Genomic DNA, 821 nt, shown 5'->3' with positions numbered 1-821 from the left:
TCCATATCAAGAGTGGTGAACGCGTCATTCTCTTTCATGTATGAGTTAGCCGTGTTAACTGAACTCGGTGCAAGATTAGGCAGACGAACCGCAAATCCGTTGAGGTAGTCAGCGCCTACCGCCACTAAGCGACCATCAATCGTTGATTTAACGACTTTTCCGTCTTTAAGAATCTCAGTAATACGGTAGCGAAGAACTGCGTCATTCATGTCGTAGTCGGCTTTGTAAGGCCAATTATCTTCGAATGCTAACGTCGCATAACCCGATGCACTTGGGAAATAGCGAGCAGTTGCGCCATCGTTGAGAACATCGACTTGGATATCAACAACCTCACCAGATGTTGAACCGCCATAGTATTCAAGGTTGGTTTGTTGACTGAAACGGAATCGCGCCCAAGTCGTACCAGTTAATGCGTTAACATCGACGTTGAGGAAAAGTTCGTTTTCGCCGGCATCAAGTTGATAATCAGAGAAGACTTTCTCGTTCTCGCCATCGAAGCTGCCGTCTTGGTTCCAGTCTATCCATGCTGATAAGTAACCTGTGGTAGAGGCTTCTATCATTACTTTGGAATCCAAACCTGCTTCGAGTGCGGTGACAAATCCGATACCACCGTTAGTCCACTCGTCGTCGACACCTGTTGTCTCATCAGACTGAGGAGACACAAAGCCATCCTGTTCGCCATCTGGGGCTTCGCTACCTAGCCAAGTCACGCCATCAAGTTCATGTCGAGGACCGTTACTGTTAAGCAGTGTTAGATAACTGTCTGGTGCATCACCAAAATCGATATTCGAGTCTTCATCAATGACAGGAGCGTTTGCGCA

The 821-nt window shown here is 47.3% G+C and carries 1 protein-coding gene; it reads right to left on the bottom strand.

Translation table 11 applies throughout. The features are described from left to right. On the bottom strand, window positions 1–821 hold an 821-nt coding region (locus KIV40_RS26620; RefSeq protein WP_285352187.1), incomplete at both ends, for an LruC domain-containing protein.

The sequence above is a fragment of the Vibrio sp. D173a genome (genome assembly GCF_030248475.1).
This window is presented reverse-complemented; position numbering and strand designations above follow the sequence as displayed.